13 protein-coding genes are annotated in these 17,127 nt (G+C 42.6%); 12 read left to right on the forward strand and 1 reads right to left on the reverse strand.

What is annotated here, in order from left to right:
• Positions 1-57 precede the first annotated feature (57 nt).
• The 11 genes from PG418_RS05545 to PG418_RS05595 all read left to right on the forward strand — a co-directional run bounded on the left by PG418_RS05545 (position 58) and on the right by PG418_RS05595 (position 13,217).
• Positions 58-504 carry a Na+/H+ antiporter NhaC family protein gene (locus PG418_RS05545; RefSeq protein WP_498837210.1) on the forward strand — a complete coding sequence of 149 codons (447 nt, stop codon included), beginning with the start codon at positions 58-60 and terminating at the stop codon, positions 502-504.
• Positions 505-539: 35 nt separating this feature from the next.
• Positions 540-2,138: a response regulator gene (locus tag PG418_RS05550; RefSeq protein ID WP_498837182.1), complete on the forward strand. Its 1,599-nt coding sequence runs from the start codon at positions 540-542 to the stop codon at positions 2,136-2,138.
• The gene (locus PG418_RS05555) at positions 2,135-3,916 is read left to right on the forward strand and encodes a sensor histidine kinase (RefSeq protein ID WP_055156078.1); all 1,782 of its coding nucleotides are present in this window, start codon (positions 2,135-2,137) and stop codon (positions 3,914-3,916) included. The genes PG418_RS05550 and PG418_RS05555 overlap by 4 nt, the downstream gene beginning before the upstream one ends.
• The gene (locus PG418_RS05560) at positions 3,906-5,195 is read left to right on the forward strand and encodes an ABC transporter substrate-binding protein (protein WP_498837183.1); all 1,290 of its coding nucleotides are present in this window, start codon (positions 3,906-3,908) and stop codon (positions 5,193-5,195) included. The genes PG418_RS05555 and PG418_RS05560 overlap by 11 nt, the downstream gene beginning before the upstream one ends.
• A gap of 162 nt (positions 5,196-5,357) precedes the next feature.
• Complete coding sequence (locus PG418_RS05565) at positions 5,358-6,677, forward strand: ABC transporter substrate-binding protein (RefSeq protein WP_055156079.1); 1,320 nt, start codon at positions 5,358-5,360, stop codon at positions 6,675-6,677.
• Positions 6,678-6,867: 190 nt separating this feature from the next.
• A complete protein-coding gene (locus PG418_RS05570) occupies positions 6,868-7,719 on the forward strand; it encodes a carbohydrate ABC transporter permease (RefSeq protein ID WP_055156080.1) in 852 nt (283 codons plus the stop codon).
• Positions 7,719-8,561: a carbohydrate ABC transporter permease gene (locus PG418_RS05575; RefSeq protein ID WP_022220784.1), complete on the forward strand. Its 843-nt coding sequence runs from the start codon at positions 7,719-7,721 to the stop codon at positions 8,559-8,561. Before PG418_RS05570 ends, PG418_RS05575 begins: the two co-directional genes overlap by 1 nt.
• Before the next feature lie 130 nt (positions 8,562-8,691).
• Complete coding sequence (locus PG418_RS05580; protein ID WP_008373201.1) at positions 8,692-10,095, forward strand: alanine/glycine:cation symporter family protein; 1,404 nt, start codon at positions 8,692-8,694, stop codon at positions 10,093-10,095.
• A gap of 770 nt (positions 10,096-10,865) precedes the next feature.
• Positions 10,866-12,089 carry a tyrosine--tRNA ligase gene (tyrS, locus tag PG418_RS05585; RefSeq protein ID WP_173692569.1) on the forward strand — a complete coding sequence of 408 codons (1,224 nt, stop codon included), beginning with the start codon at positions 10,866-10,868 and terminating at the stop codon, positions 12,087-12,089.
• Between the two features lie 12 nt (positions 12,090-12,101).
• Complete coding sequence (locus PG418_RS05590) at positions 12,102-12,611, forward strand: flavin reductase family protein (RefSeq protein WP_270475500.1); 510 nt, start codon at positions 12,102-12,104, stop codon at positions 12,609-12,611.
• Between the two features lie 3 nt (positions 12,612-12,614).
• Positions 12,615-13,217: a Maf family protein gene (locus PG418_RS05595; RefSeq protein WP_498837184.1), complete on the forward strand. Its 603-nt coding sequence runs from the start codon at positions 12,615-12,617 to the stop codon at positions 13,215-13,217.
• Between the two features lie 91 nt (positions 13,218-13,308).
• Here PG418_RS05595 and PG418_RS05600 read toward each other — a convergent pair whose 3' ends face one another.
• Positions 13,309-15,696 carry a glycoside hydrolase family 2 TIM barrel-domain containing protein gene (locus PG418_RS05600; RefSeq protein WP_055156084.1) on the reverse strand — a complete coding sequence of 796 codons (2,388 nt, stop codon included), beginning with the start codon at positions 15,694-15,696 and terminating at the stop codon, positions 13,309-13,311.
• Positions 15,697-15,936: 240 nt separating this feature from the next.
• Here PG418_RS05600 and PG418_RS05605 point away from each other — a divergent pair, with 240 nt between their 5' ends.
• A complete protein-coding gene (locus tag PG418_RS05605; protein WP_055156085.1) occupies positions 15,937-16,983 on the forward strand; it encodes an AraC family transcriptional regulator in 1,047 nt (348 codons plus the stop codon).
• Positions 16,984-17,127 lie beyond the last annotated feature (144 nt).

Below are 17,127 nucleotides of genomic sequence, written 5' to 3' on the forward strand. Positions count from 1 at the left end.
GAATCAGAAAGCTGACAGACAGATGAGAAAAAATACATTTGTCTGCCAGCTTTTTTTATAGGAGATTCCGAAGGAACTGCAGATTATGTAATTTCTATTACAGAAAGCTGGATGACACCGACGATCCTTATGACATTGACTTTTGTAGTATCTGCTTTTATTGCATTCTTTACAGGAACTTCATGGGGAACCTATGCGATTGTTACACCAATCTATGTACAGATGGCTCTGAATATATCTGGTGGAGCTTTAACACCGGTCGTATATGCTGCAATAGCAGCTGTAATGGGTGGAGGATGCTTTGGTGATCATTGTTCACCGCTTTCTGATACCACGATTTTATCATCACTTGCAACCGGATCTGATCATATCGATCATGTAACGACTTTTTTTAATTTCTTGCTATTTATTTTTCTGAAATGTATAATTTTTGGTAAAAGTATGATTTTTTGCATCAGAAGTATAGTTTTTGATAAATTCTTTATCATGTCTTATCTAAAATAAGAAGTAGGAAGATTATCAGGAATGGGGAAAATGGTATGAAATTATTAAAACTTGTGATTGTAGATGACGAACCAATCCTTCTGCAGGGACTGGTTAAGACGTACAACTGGAATGAGATGGGATTTGAAGTTGCCGGTCAGGCACAGAGTGGGGAGCAGGCAATCGAAGTGATCAAAAAAGTGAAGCCCCATGTCGTACTGACGGATATCCGGATGAAACAGGTTTCCGGTCTGATGGTGATGGAAGAGATCCAGAAGACAGAGCTGGATCCGGTTTTTATTGTGCTCAGTGCGTACCGTGATTTTAATTATGCACAGCAGGCGTGTGATCTTGGTGCATATGCATATCTGCTGAAACCAATCGAGGAAGATAAACTGCAGGAGACCATGCAGGGCGCATACCAGACCTGTATGGAGAAACTGGAGAGCGAAGAGCGTTATGAAAGCTGGGAAAATATGATCCGAAAAGATTCCACCAGTTTTCTCCAGGTTGTTGTACAGAAATATTTACAGAATAAAATTTCCTATGAAAAGGTGCAGGAAGTATTTGCGATCTTGAAAGATGTGATTGAAGAGGACGACCGTTTTATTGCAATGTGTGTGGATCTTGATCTTACATATAAGATTACGGATGCACTGAATTACGAAGCAGCCAGGCTGGAATTGATACAATCTCTGGAAGAAATGTTTTCAGAGCGGTATTTTTTCTGGCATTTTGAAAAGGCAGAAGGTTGTCATGTATTTCTGATCAAGACAAAGGAAAATGCGTCAGTGCGCGAGATTGCGCAGATTCTGGAACAGGTTAAAAGGGAACAGAAAAGTCCGGTTACTGCATCGATTTCTAAACCGTATAAAGGACTGGATGGAATCCGCCGAAGTTACGAAGAGGCGCAGGGACTTTTCGAGCCAATCTGCAGCAGTGCCACAAATGAGAATACTTTTCCCATACCTGTGAAAAAGGAAGAAAAAGCGGAAAAAAGTGATTGTGAAGAGGCAGGACTTACGATCGTCAATGCTGTTCGGAAGAATGCGTTTAAAGAGTTAAAACAGGCTTTTATTGCGTTGATTTACGCACTTCCACATGAGGAAGAGTTACAGATCCGTTATATACATAAGGTTATGCTGCAAGCGGAGATGATGCTGAACGATACTTACGGAATGACGGAAAAACTGCAGAAACAGTTCCGAAATTATTATTCGAATATGGAGAGTCTGACAGCAGCACAGGCGGTAGATGTCAGTTATAGGATCCTCGGAGAAGCAATTGAGGAACGGGAAAAATACGCAGAAAGCGGAGAAAATAAATGTGCAAAGGAATATATGACAGTGGCACTTTCTTATATCGGTGAGCATTTGCAGGAGGAAGAACTTTCTATTGTTCAGGTGGCAACGCAGATTTATCTGAATCCGGTATATTTCGGGCGTGTATTTAAAAATACATTTCATATGACCTTTAAAAAGTATCTCTTACAGCAGAGAATGGAGAAAGCAAAGAGGCTGATCCAGGATGGATGTGAGAGTATAGGAACGGTATGTGAGCAGGTGGGAATCAGCAATGCATCCTATTTTTCACATTTATTTAAAGAATATACAGGAAAATTACCGAGTGAATACAAAAAGGATTACGAAGAATGAAGAAATGGGTGATTAAATCCGGAATACAGAGAAAATACCTTCGGTATATAATGGGGCTGTTGTTGCTGGCAATTTTGCTGTCAAGCATCGGTGTTTGGATTTATGTAAGGCAGAGTTTGACCACAGAGGTTACAGATAAATATGAATTTTTAAATGAGAAGATGGGGCTGGCTCTGGATACACTGTCAAAAGAGGCGGATGAAGGGACAGCAGAATGTATTACTTACGATCAGGTTCAGGAAAGTCTGAAAAAAGCTTCATTTGCAGATGTGGAAAAGAACTCTCTTCAGAAATATTTTGCCTATATGAATCTGGATCATGTGGCAGAATACTGCTATGTGGATAATAAAAATAATGTTTATGCCAGATCCTACTCGCATATTGATTATGAAGATTTTTCAGACAGCCATCTGGAAGATTACATGGGAGATTCTTATGCGAAAACACAATGGTTCTGGGCGAAGGATACTCTGTTTGGGACGGAGAAAGAAGCATTGTTTATCGGAAGATATGTACACAGCATGGAATACGCCAGCAAACCAGGACTGCTGCTCATCAAGATGAATGACGGCTTTCTGGAAACGATACTTGGAAAGGATCGGAGTATGACAGATGAAGTGCAGATCGGAATTTTGGATAAGAAGGGAAATTTATGCGCTGCCTGGTGCCCGAAAGGGACGAAGATTTCGGATGCGGTAAAACAGGAAGTCTATAAGATCAGCGCACAGGAAACGAGTGGTATTCTTGCAAAAAGCCGGAGAGTGAGCGGTGGTGTCTGCTCCATTTACAAAGAAAGCAGCTCTGAAATGACGGTGTTCACAGTCGTTCCGTCGAGTGTAATGACGCAGGGAACGATGAGGGTACTTACGGTGCTGATCGGGATTTATCTGTTTGTGGCAGTGGTAGCGGTTGTGATCAGTATCTATTTTTCCAAGCGGTTCACCAGTCCGATCCGGGAGATCAGTGAAGAGATGACACAGTTTGACGGAAATGATTTCAGTCGCCTGATTGAACTGAATACCAATACAGAATTGGATCAGATCGGACATTCCTACAATAAGATGCTAAAAAATATTGAGAATCTTCTGGCAGAGATCAAAGAACAGGAAGGGGTGCTCAGACGGACGGAGTTGAACATGCTTCTGGCACAGATCAACCCACATTTCCTTTATAATACGCTGGATACAATTTACATGCTTGCGCGGATAAACGGAGAAGAGACAACCATGAAGATGATTCAGGCACTTTCCAAATATCTGCGTCTGTCACTCAGCAAGGGCAGTGATATCGTGACGGTGGAGGACGAACTGGAAAATGTAAAGAGTTATATGGAAATCCAACAGATCCGGAATGCAAATTTGTTCCGGTATGAGATTGAGTGTAAGGTGGAAGAGAAGAGTACGTGGATGCTGAAGCTGATCTTGCAGCCACTTGTCGAGAACGCGATCAAGCACGGATTCTGCGAAATTTATGAGAATGGTCTGATCCGGATTGAGATTGCGAGGGAGGATAGCCAGCTGAAAATCGTGGTATTCAATAATGGGAAGCCGATTGACCGGGAAATGATGGAAAAGATCAATGCCTTAAACGGGCATCCGATTCTGGAGGCGAAAAAATGCTTCCAGGATAAGGAACACGGATATGGAGTGGTGAATGTACTGACCAGACTGCGGCTGAAATATGGAGAGGATGTGCTGTTTTACTATGAGGCAGAAGAAAATGGAACTCGGTGTACAATCCAAATTCCGGATGACGGAAAGGAGAAACGTGATTTATAGAAAATATTTGCAATCGGTGTTTTGTATCGCACTGGTTCTGACAGTGCTGACCGGATGTGGTAAAAATACGGGGCAGACAAGCCGGAGCACAGAAAAAAAGGAGATTGATATTCCGATCATTCTGACGGTAGATCCGACTTCCGGCAAGAAAACGGAACAGGATGTCGTTGATGCGTTTAATGAAGAATATGCCGGTACGTATCATATGCAAGTGGAATGGATCATGGAGACGGAAGAGGAATACCGAAAAAATCTGAAACGGTTAAATGTCACAGACGAGCTTCCGGCTGTGATCTATGATGTGCGCACCCTGCCGTCCTTTTATCAGATGATGGTTGCGGATGGACGGATCGAGAATCTGAGTCCGTATCTGGAAGAGGATGAAGAGTGGAGGAATATGATCGAACCGGCGGTGATGGAAGGCTGTACGGATGAGGATGGCAATATCTATCTTGGACCGATCAGTACGGCGGCATTTGCGTGCGCCGGCATGTTTTGGAATCCGGAGCTTTTTGCGGAAGCAGGGATTGAGAAATTCCCGGAGACATGGGAAGAATTCTGGGACTGCTGTGACCGGCTGCAGGCAAACGGAATCACACCGCTTGGACTTCACACTGAAGGAACCGGCTGGGCGCCGATGCTGATTGCAACAGCAGAGGCAGCACACACGGAAGAAGGCTATGCATTTATGAAAGAGCTTCTCCCAGAAAGCTATTCCAATGATGCCGGTCTTGAAATTGCAGAAACCTTGCAGAAATTGTTTCGGTATACAACAGAAGATGCAATTCATGCTGACTACGATGTGGCATACAATAATTTTGTCGCAGGAAAGGTGGCAATGATCCCGAACGGATACTGGATGATCGACCAGTTGCCGGAAGAATGGAAAGAAAAGGTAAGATTTTCCGCATTTCCGGGAAATAAACTGATTGCCTCACCGGAAACCTTTGGCTGGGCGGTGGTTTCCACTTACAGCGAGGAGGTCAAAGAAGGAGCGGTTGAATTTTTGAAATTTCGCACGAAATTCAATCTAGAAGAGAAAAAAGAGCTGATGGACAAGAACGGACGCACTGAAATCAGCCAGCTCCTTCAGGATTATGTAAATGCCTACAATAACAATCCGCAGATCGTTCCGAACTATCAGGTGAAATGGAACTCCATCCTTCAGGAAGAGACGATCGGGGAGTGCCTGCCACAGCTTGCCGCCGGGAAAATGACGCTTGCGCAGATGGTGGAGACTGCCGATGAAAGTATCCGGGAGTATGCGGCAGAGAGGTAGGAGAAGACGGCTGTTGGCGTCCCTTTATCAATAACAAATTTTTTACATACCCAAAAGTATATTTTTTGGTATATGAGGTTTTCTATTTGCTACATCTTTTGCACGGATTCTTGCTATTATCTAAGCATAGAAAAGAAATCCAGACGAGGAGGAACGGAAATTATGAAAAACAAAAAAAGATGGCTGGCACTGGGGCTGGTAGGAATCATGACACTTGGATGCTTTGCAGGATGTGGAAGCAAGAGCGATGGCAAGAGTGCAGACGGTAAAGGGGACAGCAGCAAAGGATCTGTATATTATCTGAACTTCAAACCGGAGCAGGATGAGCAGTGGCAGCAGCTGGCAAAGGATTACACAAAAGAGACAGGTGTAGATGTAACGGTTGTTACAGCAGCTTCCGGAAACTATGAAACCACTCTGATGAGTGAAATGGGAAAGAGCGGAGCACCAACATTATTCCAGGTAAACGGACCTGTAGGACTTGCAAACTGGAAAGATTATTGCTACGACTTATCAGATTCTGATATTTACAAAGAACTCACAAGTGATGATTATGCACTGAAAGACGGAGATTCTGTAGCGGGTATCGGATATGTTATTGAAACATACGGAATTATCACAAATAAGACATTATTAAAAGAAGCAGGATATACACCGGATGACATCAAATCTTTTGCAGATCTGAAAAAAGTAGCAGAAGACATTACAAATAGAACTTCTGAACTTGGATTTTCTGCATTTACTTCAGCAGGTATGGACGGATCTTCTGACTGGAGATTCAAGACACACCTTGCAAACCTTCCGATCTACTTTGAATATCAGGATGAAGGAATTAACACAACAGATGCAATCAAAGGCACATATCTTGACAATTATCGCGATATGTGGGATCTGTACATCAACAACAGCACATGCGATCCAAAGGATCTTGCTGCAAAGACAGGTGACGATGCAAGAAATGAATTCCTGAATAAAAAAGCTGTATTCTATCAGAATGGTACATGGGAATATACACAGCTGATCGATGGCGGTCTGACAGATGATGACATGACCATGCTTCCGGTTTACTTTGGTGTAGGCGATGAAGCAAACCAGGGACTCTGCACAGGTACAGAAAATTACTGGTGCGTAAATAAAGACGCAGACGAAGCTGATATTCAGGCTACATTAGATTTTATGGACTGGTGTGTAACTTCAGATGAAGGAACAAAATGTATGGCAGACGATATGGGATTCAACATTCCGTTTAAGAAAGCTCAGGAATCTAAGAATCTCTTTATCAAAGAAGACAAACAGATGACCGAAGACGGAAAGACTCCGGTAGCATGGAACTTCTCAACAATGCCTTCAGAAGAGTGGAAAAATGGTGTTGGATCTGCACTGACAGCTTATGCGGCAGATCAGACAGATGCTAACTGGGATGCAGTAGTAAGTGCATTCGTAGATGGATGGGCATCTGAATACAAGCTTGCAAATGAATAAATAAGTTGCATAAAAAGAACTGACCTAGGGGCAGGCGGCTTGCCTGCCCCTTTTAAGTGAGAGGAGAGCCTGTACGAAGCGGGTTTTCTGGATATGGGAACCTACGTTTTTCCATATAAAAATAAAAAGTGAAATGAGAGCCACCTGGTAGGAAGATCCTTCCGGGCAAAAGGAAAAGAGGAGGATTTCTATGGAGAAGGCACTGAAAAAACATGCACCAATATTTGTTCTCCCAACATTTCTTGCATTTGTGATCGGATTTATTATTCCGTTTGCACAGGGATTTTATCTTTCTTTTTGTAAGTTTACAACAGTAGGAAATGCAACATTTGTTGGAATATCAAATTATACCGCAGCAATCAAGGATACATCATTTACAAGTTCATTTAAATTTACAGTATTATTTGCGATTGTATCGATCTTACTGATCAACGTACTGGCATTTGGTCTGGCACTGCTTCTGACACAGAAGTTAAAGGGAACCAATATTTTCAGAACTATTTTCTTTATGCCGAACCTGATCGGTGGAATCGTACTTGGATATATCTGGCAGATCCTGATCAACTGTCTGCTTACGATCATCGGACAGCCGCTTCTGGCACTGAATTCTTCAGCCGGTTACTGGGGACTTATCATTTTGATGTGCTGGCAGCAGATCGGATATATGATGATCATTTACATCGCAGGTCTTCAGAATGTACCGGATGATCTGATCGAAGCAGCAGAGATTGACGGAGCAGCAAAGTGGGATATCCTCTGGAAAATCAGAGTTCCGATGGTAATGTCTTCCATCACGATCTGCGTCTTCCTGACACTTACCAATTCATTTAAATTGTTTGACCAGAACCTGGCTCTTACAGGTGGAGATCCGAACCATGCGACAGAAATGCTGGCACTGAATATTTACCAGACATTCTACGCACGTGCCGGAATGCAGTGGAAAGGTTATGGACAGGCAAAAGCAGTGATCTTCTGTGTTCTGGTTATCATTATTTCACTGGTACAGCTGAAAGCAACAAGATCTAAGGAGGTGCAGCAGTAATGAAAAAGAAGAAAAGTATTGCAAATACAATATGGATAGTTATATTAACAATTGCGGCACTCGCCTGGATTTATCCGATCATTATGATCCTGATGAACTCTTTGAAAAAAGAATCAGCGATCAGTACAGGAACTGCATTTAAACTTCCGACTGCAGATGCATTTGCAGGAATCGCAAACTATGTAGATGCCGTTGCTTCAAAAGGATTTTTGAGCAGTCTTGGATACAGTACATTTATTACGATTACTTCTGTAGTTGCTATTCTTGTATGTTGCTCCATGTGTGCATGGTATATAACCCGTGTAAATAGTCCGATTTCAAAGATTTTATATTATCTGTTTGTATTTTCCATGGTTGTTCCTTTCCAGATGGTTATGTTCACCTTGTCACAGACAGCAGATACCTTACATCTGAATATGCCATGGAATATCTGGGTGATCTATCTCGGATTTGGCGCAGGTCTTGCGGTATTTATGTTCTGCGGATTTGTAAAATCGATTCCTGTAGAAATCGAAGAAGCTGCCATGATCGACGGATGTAATCCGCTGCAGACCTTCTTTTTGATTGATATCCATATCCTGAAGCCTACCATGATATCCGTAGGTATTCTGGAAGCAATGTGGGTATGGAATGATTACCTGCTTCCAACTCTTGTACTTGATATTAAGAAGTATAAAACAATCCCAATGCTGATCCAGTATTTCCGCGGAAGTTACGGAAGAGTTGAAATGGGACCGATGATGGCAAGCATTATGCTTACAGTAATCCCAATCATCATTGTATATCTGGCAGGACAGAAGTACATCATCAAGGGTGTTGCTGCCGGAGCTGTAAAGGGATAGAAAAATATAGTATAAATTTGGCGGACAGGCGTTGCTTGTCCGCTTTTAAATAGAAAAAGCTTGCAAATTTTGAGAGTTTCCGTTAAGATATAGCGAAAATGGTAGAAAACATTGAGAAAGGAAAGAAGGTATGTTTCAGACGATTATTGGGGCGGTCAGTTCATTTATGTACAGCAAACTTCTGGTGATTATTCTGATCGGTGCAGGTTTATATTTTACAATCCGGACAAGATTTCCACAGGTGCGTTTATTTGAGAGAGCTTGTGAGTCCGTGATGGAGAAGCCGGACGACAAAGAGGCAATCTCATCATTCCAGGCGCTTATGGTTTCAACGGCATCGAGAGTAGGAACGGGAAATATTGTCGGGGTGTCATCGGCAATTTGTATTGGGGGATTTGGTTCTGTATTCTGGATGTGGGTGATTGCGATCATTGGAAGTGCGTCTGCACTGATTGAAAGTACGCTGGCACAGATTTACAAGAAAAAGGGAGAGGATGGGAAATGCTATGGTGGTCCGGCTTATTATATCGAGGCGGCGCTGCATTGCAGACCACTGGCGATCGTGTTTTGTATTGCCATGATCCTGACTTATGCATTTGGATTCAATATGCTGGCATCCTACAATCTGCAGTCTACATTTTCCGGATTTTCTTTTTATGATCCGAAGGTAAGCCCATGGATCATTGGTGGGATTCTGGCAGTTCTGACCGGATGGTGTTTGCTTGGCGGTGGAAGCCGTATTGTAAAGGTGACATCGACGCTTGTGCCGGTGATGGGACTTGCATATATCGGTATGGCGCTGATTGTGGTTATCATCAATATCCGCAATGTGCCGGAAATGTTCCTGCGTATTTTTGAGGAAGCGTTTGATTTCAAGGCGATTTTCGGAGCGTTTGCGGGTTCTGCTATGATGCAGGGTATCCGCCGTGGGCTTTATTCCAACGAAGCCGGAATCGGTTCGGCACCGAATGCATCTGCTTCTGCAAATGTCAGCCATCCGGTCAAACAGGGACTGGTTCAGATGCTGTCTGTCTTTATCGACACACTTCTTCTTTGCACGGCAACGGCGATGATGTGTATGTCGTCTGGCATTGATCCAACCAGGGAGATGCAGGGGGCACCGTGGGTTCAGGCATCTCTTCAGGAATCCCTGGGAGCATTTGGTCCGGTATTTATAACGGTGGCTATGGTATTTTTTGCGTTTACAACATTGCTTGGAAACTGTTTCTATTGCGACAATCTTCTGACCTATATCCATAAAAAGGAACCGGGGAAAAAATTTATGCGCGGATTCCGCCTGGTATCTGCATTTGTTGTATTTCTAGGGGCAGGTATGGAAATGTCGCTTTTGTGGGATCTTTCCGATGTACTGATGGGTGTGATGGCACTGATCAATATTCCGGTGATCCTGATTTTGTCCGGGACGGCATTTAAGGCAATCCGGGATTATGAGGATCAGTTGAAGCGGGGAGTTAATCCGGTGTTTAAAAGTGCAGATATTGAGCTGGAGCAGAAGACGGATTTCTGGAATTAGGGAATCTGCGAGAGTGGTTCGGAAAATGATGGAAGGCTGTGAATTGGATTTGACAAAAGTTGTTTTGTGATAATTTGGCGTGAAATCCGGCTTGACAAATTTTGAAGGATACGGTAGTATGACAAAAGAAGAGAAAATTACAGACTATGAAGAGAACAAGTAGCAGATGACAAGGCTCAGACAGAAAGTAACCGGTTGATGAGAGGTGCACGAAGAGTCAGATGTGAATACATCTTGGAGTTTCACACCGAACGCACGGAAGCGCAAGTAAGCTGTGACGGAGTGGCGGACGTTATACCTGCTACGGTAATGTTAGTTACTGACTGAGGCATTCGGTGCGAGCCGGATGTGAATTAAGGTGGTACCACGAGAGAATATACCTCGTCCTTAAAGGCTGATTGGCCGGAGGACGAGGTTTTTTTATTGGAAAAATTGAAGGGGTTCAGGACGGACGCTATCCGGAATCTATTTCTATTTGTCTGCGGGTTCGGCAGCTGATACTTCTAAGGTTTTGTAAATTTGTTAAGGGCATGATTGAAAATCCATAACTCGCTGCGCTCAGACAGATGGATTTTCAATCATAACACAAATTCCCAAAACCTAAGAAGTATGAGCATCCGCCTGCACATGCAGTCAAATAGAAATGGTTTTCGGATGGCTGACATCCTTGAAGACTTCAAAGAGTTCCAGACGGGACGCCTCCTTCTCCGGGGGAGAAGATTGGCTGTGACTAAGATATAGGTTTTGAAAAAAGAAAGGAAATTAGGAAAATGGGTATTTATGAAGAGCTTAAGGCCAGAGGATTGATTGCGCAGGTTACGGATGAGCCGCTTATCCGGGATCTGGTGAATAACGGGAAGGCTACGTTTTATATTGGGTTTGATCCGACGGCGGATAGTCTGCATGTTGGACATTTTATGGCACTGTGCCTGATGAAGAGACTGCAGGAGGCTGGCAATAAGCCGATCGCTTTGATCGGGGGCGGTACTGCTATGATCGGGGATCCGTCCGGTAGAACAGATATGCGTCAGATGATGACACCGGAGACAATCCAGCACAACTGTGACTGCTTTAAGAAGCAGATGAGCCGTTTTATTGATTTTTCAGACGGGAAAGCACTGATGGTTAATAATGCGGACTGGCTGATGGATCTGAATTATGTGGAAGTACTTCGTGAAGTCGGAGCACATTTCTCCGTAAATCGTATGCTGACTGCAGAATGCTACAAACAGCGTATGGAAAAGGGACTGAGCTTCCTTGAGTTCAATTACATGATCATGCAGAGCTATGATTTCTATATGTTATACCAGAAATACGGCTGTAATCTTCAGTTTGGCGGAGATGATCAGTGGAGCAACATGCTTGGTGGTACAGAGCTGATCCGTCGTAAGCTTGGTAAGGATGCAAGTGCGATGACAATCACACTGCTTCTGAATTCAGAAGGAAAGAAGATGGGTAAGACACAGTCTGGAGCTGTATGGCTTGATCCGGAAAAAACTTCTCCGTTTGAATTCTACCAGTATTGGAGAAATGTGGCAGATGCAGATGTTCTTAAATGTTTACGTATGCTGACATTCCTTCCGCTTGAGCAGATTGATGAGATGGACAAATGGGAAGGCGCACAGCTTAACACAGCAAAAGAAATCCTTGCGTTCGAACTGACAAAACTGGTTCACGGCGAAGAAGAAGCTACAAAGGCACAGGAAGGCGCACGTGCACTGTTCAGCTCAGGAAATGCAGCAGATATGCCGACAGCAGAGCTTTCTGATGAAGATTTTGCAGACGGGTCTGTCGATATCCTGACACTGCTTCACAAGAGTGGACTGGTTGCTTCCAAGTCAGAAGCACGTCGTGCCGTACAGCAGGGTGGAGTTGCCGTTGACGGAGAAAAGGTTTCCGATATTGCGACAAAATTTGCAAAAGCAGACTTTGAAGGTGAAGGAAAAGTTGTAAGAAAAGGAAAGAAGAATTTCCGTAAAGTAATCGCAAAATAAGAGGACAGAAAAATGAGTTTTACAGAAATAAAAGCAGAAGAATTAAAGGATAATCCATTTGAATTGATCGGAAAACAGTGGATGCTGATCACAGCAGGAAATGAAGAAAAATGTAACACCATGACAGCAAGCTGGGGTGGTGTTGGAATTATGTGGGGTAAGCCGACTGCGACAGCTTATATCCGTGATTCCCGCTATACCAAAGAATTTGTGGACAGAGAAGATTATTTTACACTGGCATTTTTTGGAGAAGAGCATAGAGAAGCGTTAAATCTCTGTGGAAGAGTTTCCGGAAGGGACGAAGATAAGATCAAAGAAGCCGGTCTGACACCATATTATGTAGATGGAACAGTTGCGTTTGAAGAAGCAAAAATGATCTTTGTATGCAAGAAGGTTTATGTACAGCGCATGGGAGAAGAAAATTTTGTTGAGAAAGCAAATCTTGACAAATGGTATGCTGACAAAGATATGCATAACATGTATATGGGAGAAATTAAGAAGATTCTTGTGAAAGAGGATTAGGCTATGTGTAGTAGAATACAGAAGCTGACTGTAGTTCTGGCCTCTGCATCACCGCGCAGGACAGAACTGCTGGAACAGGGAAATATAAAGCATGTAGTCATGCCGTCACACAGTGAGGAAGTAATTACATCCCAGGTTCCAAGCCAGGTTGTGGAAGAACTTTCTGTACAGAAAGCAGAAGATGTCTATCAGCAGTATGAAACGAAAAATACAGGAGATTTTCTGGTGATCGGCTCAGATACGGTGGTTGCAGCGGATGGAACGATTCTCGGAAAGCCAAAGGATAAAGAGCAGGCATATCAGATGATTTCCATGCTTCAGGGAAAAGCACATCAGGTTTACACCGGTGTTACGCTTCTGATAAAGAAGGATGGGAAAAAGATCCGGAAGACATTTCATGAATGCAGTGATGTGCATGTATATCCGATGAGCAAGGAAGAAATCAGGGAATATATTGCGACAGGAGAGCCGATGGACAAGGCAGGAGCCTATGGAATCCAAGGGGCATTTGGCGTGTATATCTGTGGGATTGAAGGTGATTATAATACGATCGTCGGACTTCCTCTTGCAAGGGTATATCAGGAAATGAAGAAATATATTTATTAGAAAATGGGATAAATGACCAGAAGGGAGAACGTCAGAACAGAAAAAGAGTTCTGATGTTCTCCTTTGGTTTTATTTAGAAATCTGTAGAGTTTTAACAGATATTTAGTGTGAGTTCCTGGGTGTCTAATCCTTTTCCGGATACTTTTACAGTGACAGTGCCTGGTTCATAGCCGGCCCGGATTACGGCTAAGGATTTGCCATAGAATGTCTTGAAAGTATCGTTGCAGAAGCTTTCTTCAACATTTGGTCTTGCAGAACCGTATCCCTGAAGTGTTGCAGGACCGGAGATTTCTATTTTCAGCTCCTGGTCGACAGAGGATTTTGTGATTCCATTTTCACCGATAAGATCGATATTAAGGAAGCAGAGATCCTGACCATTTGCACAGAGGTTTGTTGTTTCAGGAGTGAGTTTTATCGAAGTTTTTCCAGTGGCTGAGACAAGCGTGGTGCGGGCTGTTTCTTTTCCGGAGGAGTCGTAAGCAATGGCTTCGATTTTGCCGGCTTCATATGGAATTTTCCTGAATTTTGCAATATCTTTTTTCGGTTTCTTTTTACCTGCGCTTTTTCCATTGACAAGAAGTTCTATTTTGTCTGCATCTGAGTAGATTGTTACAGAAGCTTTTTTCCCTTCGCAGCCTTCCCATGACCAGCTTTCCACCGCATCTGTGACACGCCACATAGAAAGAGACTGGAAATAGTCTGTGCGGGTATAAGGGTCAACACCAATTGTTGGAGTTTTCTGTAATCCCCAGATGATCTTGCTCCATCCAACTTCCGGACGTTTTTTTCCACAGATATCAATGATACCGGCACCACCGGAAATAATAAGGCCCGGATCGGCATTTTGCTTCGTCTTTTTGTCTTTGTACTGAATGGTGCCAATGCCTGATTCACCAAGATAATCATATCCGGTCCACATAAAGTCGCCGGTCATGGTAGGAATCGATTTGACAAGCTGCCAGTTATCGTAAAGGGTCTGCGGGAGAGTTTCAGAGCCGGTTGTCGCCTGTTCCGGATGATTTCTGGCATCAATTTTATAGCGGCTGGATGCATAATTATATCCGGGAATATCGAAAATACCGGACATAATTTCAGCAATGGCAGTCGCTTTTTTTGTTTTGGCTGCTTTATTGATGAGTCCGCCCATTTTGTTCATCATGATATTGAAAAATTCAGAGGTCGGAGCGTTATCCAGTCCACCGGAACCACTGTCTTTGACTTTACCGTCTTCGTCCGTGCCATAAATACTTTTTTTACTTCCGGCCATGGTAGCAAGCATCAGATTGATCCCGGCTGTGACAGGTCTTGTATGATCTTTGGTATGGCAGAATTCAGTCATGATACGGGCCTGTTCCTGCCCGTCTGCAAGTCCAAGCTCTGTAATCTCGTTTCCAACAGAGTACATCACAACAGAAGAATGGTTATAGTCTTTTGAAATCATGGCAGCAATATCAGCTTTCCACCATTTGGAAAATGTTTCACCGGCGTAATCGTAAGGATTTTTCTTGATCAGCCACATATCAAAAGCTTCGTCAATAATGTACATACCAAGTTGATCGCATGCATCCAGCATTGCCTTTGAAATGGGATTGTGTGAAGAACGGATGGCATTAAATCCGGCTTCTTTTAAAATGCGTACCCGCCGACATTCAGCATCATGGAAGCCACAGGCACCGAGTACCCCATTATCATGATGGATGCAGGCACCCCGGAAAAGGACGGACTTGCTGTTTACAAGAAATCCATCTTTTCCCCAGGAAAGGGTACGGATTCCGAAAGAGGTTCTGGCAGTATCAATGGCAGTTCCATTTTGTAGAAGGGTTGCCTTGCAGGTATATAAATAAGGATCTTCGGCAGACCAGAGGTGTGCATCTGGGATGGTGATGGTGACATCTGTGCCTTCGGAAGATACGATTTTGCCAGTGTCATTGAAAATTTCCAGTACAATTTTTTCATCAGGCTGCATAACCGCGTCAGTAAAAATGTGGATTGTATTAAGATCAACAATCTGCACTTTTAACCCTTCCGGGCGGATATAAGAACTTCCGGAACGGTAAAGGTGCACTTCGCGGTAGATACCGGATCCGGAGTACCAACGGCTGTTCGGGACATCTGCGTTGTCTGCAACGACTTTCAGTTCATTTGTTCCGGCAATAACTTTTCCGGTGATGTCAACAAAAAAGTTTGTGTATCCGTAAGGATGTTCGGCAACCTGTCTGCCGTTTAAGAATACGGTTGCGTTTTGATAGACAGCCTCAAATTCTAAGATCAGAGTTTGTCTGGTTTCATTTTCCGAAAGATCGAAAATTTTAGTGTAAATATATTTGCCACCGGCAAAATAGGCACTTGCACTTGCGGTTTTATTCTCTTTTGAGCGCTCTTCACGGATCATGGCGTCATCTGGAAGATTGACATGAAGTATTTCATTGGATCCGTCTTTCTGTACGGTCCAGTCACGGTTGAAATCTGTTTTTTGCATAAGTTTTCCTCGCTTTTACTATTGAATAGAACAATTCGGTTAATTAGTGAGTGGTAAAAAATTTTGACATCCACATCATATGATATTATTATAAATGATATGAAAAAGAGTATAAATGGCATAAATGATGGGATTGAACCTTATGTGTATCAGATTCAATTGTTAAGAGCTATTCGAGATGAACAGGAATGATCACTATAAAAAGATAAAACTGGTTTTTATCAGAAAGAGGAATAAATTATGTATTTTCAATCTACACGTCCTATGATGTATCAGGATTTAATTAAAGAAATGAAGGCATATGAAAAAGGTTTTGGAGAAAATCATTTTACAGAAGATAGTCTTTCTTTTATTTTAGATTCCTATTATCCGGAAAAAGAAGAAGGAAGAGAGGTGCTTACATTTATAGGACCGAAGGATTTAGGATATCTTTGTATGGACAAGGAGGAATCGGACAAAATTCTTGAAAGGAAAAGTATGCACAGACATAATTTCTATGAGTTGATGTATGTTGCAGATGGAAGGCTATATCAGAACATTGAAAATACCAGACATCTTTATCCGAAAGGAAGTTGCTGTCTGATGAATATGAATATTCGCCATCTGGAGGAATTCGATGAGTATTGCAGAGTGATTTTTCTGGAATTTACACAAGAATATATTTTGAATTTACTACAATTTCCAAGTGTTTTTTCCGGGAAACGCACAAAGGAATATGAGATGGTAAGGAAATTCTTTTTACATGAATTGGATAAAGAAGAGGCATCACAACGGGCTTATATCGATTTTATTCCGATGAAAGAGACAAAAGTAGTGCATGATTGTTTTGACAAAATTGCAGTAGGATTGCAGAAGAGAACGCCTAAATCAAATTTTCAGATTGCAGGAGCAATGATAGGAATGTTATCTGCATTGTTTGACGGAGCGCTTTACACAAATACGCCGGTTGCTTTCGGAAATACGTCTGAGAGAGAACTATTTGATCAGATAACCAGTTATATCCGGGAAAAGGATGGACAGGTGCGCAGAAAGGATTTGGAGGAAAAGTTTAGTTATTCAGGAGATTATCTTTATAAAACGGTTGAAAAATATACCGGGTTGTCTCTGTATGAATATAGCACGAAATTTACAATGGAAAAGGCGGAGGGACTTCTTTTGGATTCGGATCTTACGATTGCAGAAATCATGGAGGACCTTGGCTTTAGTAATCGGACACAATTTTACAGGCTTTTTCGAAAAAATTATGGAATGACTCCGAGGGAATATAGAAAATCGAAGTTCCGTTAAATGACAGGAAATCTCAAACGAAATTACTGTATTTACTGGAACAGAGATTCTTTGAAAAAATGCCAGAACCGACAGCAAGCCGGAACTGGCATTTGTGCTGTTAAGCAATATCAATCATTCTCATGGCAAACCAAAGAGGTCTGC

The sequence above is a fragment of the Bariatricus sp. TF06-38A genome (assembly GCF_027690675.1).
Taxonomy (GTDB): domain Bacteria; phylum Bacillota; class Clostridia; order Lachnospirales; family Lachnospiraceae; genus Allocoprococcus; species Allocoprococcus comes.

Bases quoted from the DNA above. Each gene is read 5' to 3' on its own strand.
- PG418_RS05575 (WP_022220784.1), top strand. From the start codon at position 7,719: ATGAAAAAGAAGAAAAGTATTGCAAATACAATATGGATAGTTATATTA.
- PG418_RS05580 (WP_008373201.1), top strand. From the start codon at position 8,692: ATGTTTCAGACGATTATTGGGGCGGTCAGTTCATTTATGTACAGCAAA.
- PG418_RS05605 (WP_055156085.1), top strand. From the start codon at position 15,937: ATGTATTTTCAATCTACACGTCCTATGATGTATCAGGATTTAATTAAA.
- PG418_RS05595 (WP_498837184.1), top strand. From the start codon at position 12,615: ATGTGTAGTAGAATACAGAAGCTGACTGTAGTTCTGGCCTCTGCATCA.
- PG418_RS05600 (WP_055156084.1), bottom strand. From the start codon at position 15,696: ATGCAAAAAACAGATTTCAACCGTGACTGGACCGTACAGAAAGACGGA.
- tyrS (WP_173692569.1), top strand. From the start codon at position 10,866: ATGGGTATTTATGAAGAGCTTAAGGCCAGAGGATTGATTGCGCAGGTT.
- PG418_RS05565 (WP_055156079.1), top strand. From the start codon at position 5,358: ATGAAAAACAAAAAAAGATGGCTGGCACTGGGGCTGGTAGGAATCATG.
- PG418_RS05555 (WP_055156078.1), top strand. From the start codon at position 2,135: ATGAAGAAATGGGTGATTAAATCCGGAATACAGAGAAAATACCTTCGG.
- PG418_RS05570 (WP_055156080.1), top strand. From the start codon at position 6,868: ATGGAGAAGGCACTGAAAAAACATGCACCAATATTTGTTCTCCCAACA.
- PG418_RS05590 (WP_270475500.1), top strand. From the start codon at position 12,102: ATGAGTTTTACAGAAATAAAAGCAGAAGAATTAAAGGATAATCCATTT.
- PG418_RS05550 (WP_498837182.1), top strand. From the start codon at position 540: ATGAAATTATTAAAACTTGTGATTGTAGATGACGAACCAATCCTTCTG.